The sequence below is a fragment of the Membranihabitans marinus genome (genome assembly GCF_021729155.1).
Taxonomy (GTDB): domain Bacteria; phylum Bacteroidota; class Bacteroidia; order Chitinophagales; family Saprospiraceae; genus Membranihabitans; species Membranihabitans marinus.
Window position 1 is genome coordinate 1 of sequence record NZ_JAJQYA010000068.1, and the last position, 6,397, is coordinate 6,397.

Annotated in this window: 2 protein-coding genes; one reads left to right on the plus strand and one right to left on the minus strand. The window is 33.6% G+C overall.

What is annotated here, in order from left to right; translation table 11 throughout:
• Positions 1–277: 277 nt before the first annotated feature.
• Positions 278–3,013 (minus strand): TonB-dependent receptor, encoded by a 2,736-nt coding sequence (locus LVD51_RS19845; protein WP_236973125.1) that lies wholly within the window; start codon positions 3,011–3,013, stop codon positions 278–280.
• Between the two features lie 1,373 nt (positions 3,014–4,386).
• On the opposite strand from LVD51_RS19845, the gene LVD51_RS19850 reads away from it, so the two are divergent.
• Positions 4,387–4,761: a single-stranded DNA-binding protein gene (locus LVD51_RS19850; protein WP_236973126.1), complete on the plus strand. Its 375-nt coding sequence runs from the start codon at positions 4,387–4,389 to the stop codon at positions 4,759–4,761.
• Positions 4,762–6,397: the final 1,636 nt, after the last annotated feature.

The following is a 6,397-nucleotide window of genomic DNA, read 5'->3' on the forward strand; positions in this document are numbered from 1 at the left end:
TTTTGTTATCATTACAACATCTTTCAAAGTGGCACCATTTGACCGAAATAGGTGGCACAGTCCCTCCGAAATAACCAAAATTAGATAAATTGCGATTCAATGCTCAATCTTATGTGATCTCGACATTTGGTAAAACCATTTTATTTAAAAGCTTTAGCCATAAATTTTTCCAGTAAATAAAATACCATTACCTGTATAATATTATACCAAAAGGATTGAATTCCGGAGCATATTATTTTAAAATTCTATCTGAGTTATAGATCAATCCATTCCTCATTTAAATATCGTAGTCCTCTTCTGTAGTACCCTTGCTAAAGTGTCGAATATTATAAGTAAAGGACAACATAAAGTACCTCTGCAATACATTACTTTGTCTGTCTTCAATGTATATTTCGCTTACATTTCTACGAATGTTATTGTTTTGATCGAGTAAATCATAAACGTTTAAACTCAGCTCTCCACGGTCTTGTTTTAAAAACTTTTTACCTACACTCATATTTACCAAAACATAGCTATTGTTATATCCTTCTGACAAACCTGTATTCAACAAGTGATTGATATTGGTTCGATATACCAATCCCTTCCATATTATCCAATTGTATCGCAAACTAGTAGATTGGTTGTAAAAATTGTTGTCAATAGAAGAACTCAAAGTATTGCTTACCGTGCTATAGCTCGATCGTGTAGATATTTTAAAATCAATCTGATCACTGATATTACTACTTATTGACAATCCAACTCTAAAATTTTTAGAGTTCGCATAATTAAATTCATCATTGATTACTCCTGGTCGCTTAGTATAACCCATACTGGCAAATACATTAAAGTTGGATTGAATAAAAGGAATCGGTCTTCCATAATTAAAATAAGACCAAATGTTCCAATAACCATTTACGTTCACAGGTTTGATAAATTGAGATCCTTCTTCCAATACCACACCTTCTTCCAATTGAATAGGTTCTTCTGCGATGAGTGTACTGTTGGCCACATAATTGTCAATCATCGAGGACTGTACCATTGAAAAGAATGACTCTTCAGTTTCGGAATTTCTCGTTCTAAATTTGGCTTTTAATCTATGGTTATAAGCTTGATCTAAATCGGGATTTCCAGACCTTAATCTCAGTGGATTGGAATTATTTAGCACATTCTGCAATTGACTAATATTGGGTTCTCTTGTCCAAGTATGGTAATTGAATTCAATATTGGTGTTTTTCGAAAATTTATAGTTCATTCTAACTCTTGGCAAGAAACTACTAAAAGTTCGATCTTGTTCGAAGGGAGCAGGAAAGACTTGATCATTTAGCAAATTTGCTGTTTGATATTCTATTTCAGTTTGTACTCTAAAATTTTCCACCTTGTATTGATAGCCCAATTCAACCTCTTGAGTCATGTAACGATTGTCAAAAACATTACTCAATGAAGTATCCAATGCGATAATCGCAAATTCATTGTCTTTATCCTCTGCTATATCATAATTGTATCGATCTGAATCATTATACTTTTCCGCTACTTCATATTCTAACTCCAACATGCTATTATCTCCCAATGGCTCAGTATAAGATCCGTGTACCCCCCAACTAAAACCCGTTCGATCTAATTGAATTTCTTGATTCAACAAATCCTGACTATTCTCACCTTCGTAATAATCAGTTTGGACGAAGTGCCTGCCTTCATTTAAATTGCTGTGAAGTCCTAAATTAGAACTCAAGGTAAATGTCCGTCTCTCCTTATCAAATTTATGACTGAAGTAAGCCCTATTGTATATATCATAATCCAAATTATCAGAAGTAGAGGCATTATGAGATTCATTAATTGGGCGATCTCCTACCCTTGTCGCACCATGGAATGAATTATTATTTTTATCATTTTTTAACGACACGCTGGGGATGACAATTAACTTATTGCGATCATCCATTTCGTATTCCATTCTAAAATTAAAATTGTGATCTTGATTCAATCTATTTTGCTCGCTCTCCTGTTGGTATATTTGACCAGAATCTGAGGCCAGAACATATTGACGCAATAAATAGGCCTCACCAAAATTTTCTCTATTACTATATTGGTAACTACCACTGACTTCCAATTTGTCATTCCAGTCATTGCTATACTGGATACCTATAGTATTGGTATTGATAATACCATCTTGGGTTCTTGTTTCCCCTTGACTATCGGGATCAGCTGTATATTTTACGGCATTGACATTGTTGCTTAATCCAGTAACCGTAATTCTTCGATCATTATTAAAGAAATTGACGCTGGCGCCAACCATATATTTTTTATCTAATCCGTGGCCTGCCGTCGTCTTACCAAACTGTCCTCGTTTGCGATCTGGTTTGGTCACAATATTAATAGTCTTGGCTTCATTGCCATCATCAAAACCACTTAATTCCGCTTTTTCACTCTTCTTGTCAAATATCTGAATATTGTCAATGATGTCAGCAGGCAAACTCTGAAGAGCGGCGGCTACATCTTTTCCAAAAAATGGCTTGCCATCGATAAGTATTTGTTGAACATTTTCACCCTGGGCTTGCAATTGCCCATCTTGAACGGTAATCCCAGGCATTTTTTCCACCAAATCTTGCCCACTAGCATCGGCCAAGGTTGTAAAAGCAGATGCATTGTACTGTGTCGTATCTCCTTTCTGAATACTCATACTGGCCTCTCCTTGAATCACTACTTCGTCTAAGGTAGTAGACGCTTCCATTATTTTAATTACTCCTGTTTGTATAGACTGAGTTAAAGACAGTGGTTTAAAAAAAGTCTCATACCCCAAATACTTAATCTCTATGATATAACTACCCGCATCCACATCTTCGATCACAAATCCTCCATCTAAGTCAGTGACCACTCCTGTTTTAAGAATAGAATCTTTGGCCGTCAATAGACCTACCGTAGCCATAGGAATACCTTCTTCCGAATTGGCATCTTGTATGGTACCTGAAATTGAGTATTGCTGACCAACAGAAATGTATAAAAATGAAAAAAAGAAAAGAAAAGAAAAGGTAAATTTCATAATTTAAATACTTTACACCTATTTTAACTGATCCGTTGAGGCTTACTGGAATAAAACACAAGCGAGAACAAAGAAAGTTACATAAAAATTTCACAAATCTTTTACAAGGTAACAACTATGTTTTGTCTATTAAAATCCTATGGTACAATAATTTATAAAAATGTCATTTTAACATTTTATTAATCTGTACTTATTGGCCGGTATTTTCATTAGACTGCCTAATATAATTATAAAAATATATAAAAACAACCTCAAAAACCTATATAATCCGAATTCATACATCCGTAAACCTATATAATATAACTAATGTTTAGAATAAAAATTTTACAACAACTACACTTTTAACTGTTTTAGCCTACATACAATAAGTCCATTTCATCATAAAATAAAATGCTACATTAAAAATTTACCCGAATATCTTTAAATGACAATTTCTATCCTATGAATCACTTTAAAACCAAGGCTAACATCATGGAAATTTAATAATGGGGTGGTTCATGTAACTTTGTCTTAAACATATCAGCAGATTTATATTATCAGTGCTAATTGAAAAATTTATCAAAAAAATAAATATTCATTTAGCCTAATTTTTTCTCCATCTACTTTATTTAGAAAAAACTCAATCATTATTACCAGAAAATCATTACAGTTATAGGCACAGTGTCCAACATCAATCAATTCTCAATTCTACCATAGCTTTTCTCACACCCCTATTAAATCACCCCTATTAAATCACCCCTATTAAATCACCCCTATTTTCCGCCCCCATTATATCTTCCTCTTGTAATCATAGTCCTATTTAGCAAAACTAATTTACCTACCCCATTTAGGTAGATATTTCTGGATATTCTCAAATACATACTTTCAAGATTATTGGTTCGCTGACTTTATCTTCTTAGATTTTAAACCATTGTCAAACATTGAAAAAAGCAATTGAATCACCTGTCGTCGACATAGAAAAAATAAAATAACGTTTACAGTGTTTTGAATAATCTTAGTTGAATATAAAATATACCACAACCAGCAATATTTGGCTTCGACCTACCATACCTAAATATTAAAATGGTATTCTGATTACATCTTTCTATAGTTGTGATGGAATAAATACCTAAAATTATTCTTCTATGATCCTACATCTTTTGAATATGAAGCTATTGGTTATTAAGTGTTGAAATTCATCCCATCTCAATCTATCTGTTACAAATATATGAGTATCTACCTCAATTAAAATCATCATATAACTTTTCATATTCGTGTACATACGTTTACAAACACTTATAAACGCAAGTAACCGTGTAATCTACGACTGTGATTCTTCAACCGATATAAATTGCCAGTATCAAAAATTTTTTAAACAATAAAATATCATTGTCATGAAAAATGTAAGAAATCAAGTACAATTAATTGGGAGACTGGGCAAAGATCCAGAATTAATTAAAACCCAATCGGGAAAGACAAAAGCAGTTTTAAATATTGCTGTCAATTACTTTTACACCAATGCAGCAGGTCAAAAGATTGAAAACACACAGTGGTTTAGAGTTATCGGCTGGGGAGGTGTCGCAGAATTAATGGGAAAAAGATTAGAGAAGGGTTATGAAGTCATGGTTCAAGGCAAACTAAACAAAAGCAGCTATGAAAATAAACAAGGACAAACGGTATATCTTTTTGAGATACTGGCCGATCATTTTCTAGTTCTCAATCGATTTAAATCAAAGGTTACTGAGCCTGTAGAGGAAGGCAATCTATAGAACAGTTATAAATACGCGAAACCTTACTTTCGAATAAATCTACACAATTCGATTTATTGGTAACTGATGAAATAGAAGAAAGTGGGCAAGGGTAAGAAGAAGGAATATGGTGGTAGATAGGAAGCCTTGGTGACCTAGTGACCTGGAGCCTTGAAGACTTGAAAACTTGAAGACTAAAGTAAGACTTCTTTTTATTGGTGGGTGGGAATAATAATATGGGAATTATATTGAAATTCTTCCAGCGAATAAGTTGGAGTTGAATATGCTCATTGAAAGATCGATTGTCAGTAATTTTTGACCCTAGAGTTGGAATTAGAGAGAAAAACAGCCATAGATTTGAAAACTTAAGTGGTTGTTTGAATAGTCGACTGAAGATGGTCTTATGGCTAATGTAGAGGTTTTAGATGATTGATCTTAATAACAGTGTTCATAGATGAATGATGTCAGTCATGGATCATGAATGTTCAAATTTTAAATATGACCACCATTGACATCGATGTTTAATGGGAAGATGAGGGTAGATATTGATTTTGACCCTAGAGTTGGAATTCGACAGTAAAACAGCCATAGATTTGAAAACTTAAGTGGTTGTTTGAATAATCGACTGTTGATAGTCTTATGGCTAGTGTAGAGGATTTAGATGATTGATCTTAATAACAGTGTTCATAGATGAATAATGTCAGTCATGGTTCTTGAATGTTTAAATTTTAAATAAGACCATCATTGACATCGATGCCTAATGGGAAGATAAGTGTTAGCTTAGATTTTAATCCTAGAGTTGGAATTCGACAGAAAAACAGCTATAGATTTGAAAGCTTAAGCAATAGTTAGAATAGTCGACTGAAGATGGTCATATGGCTAGTGTAGAGGTTTTAAATGATTGATCTTAATAACTAGTGTGCATAGATGAAAGATGTCAGTCATGGATCATGAATGTTCAAATTTCAGTTATGACCATCATTGACATCGATGCTTAATGGGAAGATAAGTGTTGGCTTAGATTATGCCCCTAGAGTTGGAATTCGACAGAAAAACAGCCATAGATTTGAAAACTTAAGCAGTAGTTAGAATAGTCGACTGAAGATGGTCTTATGGCTAGTGTAGAGGTTTTAGATGATTGATCTTAATAACAATGTTCATAGATGAATGATGTCAGTCATGGATCTGCAGTGTTCAAATTTCAGTTATGACCATCATTGACATCGCTGCTTAATGGGAAGATGGGGGTAGATATTGATTTTGACCCTAGAGTTGGAATTAGAGAGAAAAACAGCCATAGATTTGAAAACTTAAGTGGTTGTTTGAATAATTGACTGAAGATGGTCTTATGGCTAGTGTAGAGGTTTTTAATGATTGATCTTAATAACAATGTTCATAGATGAATGATGTCAGTCATGAATCTTGAGTGTTCAAATTTCAGATATGGCCATCATTGACATCGATGTTTAATGAGAAGATAAGTGTTGGCTTAGATTATGCCCCTAGAGTTGGAATTCGACAGAAAAACAGCCATAGATATGAAAGCTTAAGCAGTAGTTAGAATAGTCGACTGAAGATGGTCTTATGGCTAGTGTAGAGGATTTAGATGATTGATCTTAATAACAGTTTTAATAGATGAATGATGTCAGTCATGGAT

Excerpts from the sequence above, each read along its gene's own strand:
- LVD51_RS19845 (WP_236973125.1), bottom strand. The coding sequence starts at position 3,013 with ATGAAATTTACCTTTTCTTTTCTTTTCTTTTTTTCATTTTTATACATT.
- LVD51_RS19850 (WP_236973126.1), top strand. The coding sequence starts at position 4,387 with ATGAAAAATGTAAGAAATCAAGTACAATTAATTGGGAGACTGGGCAAA.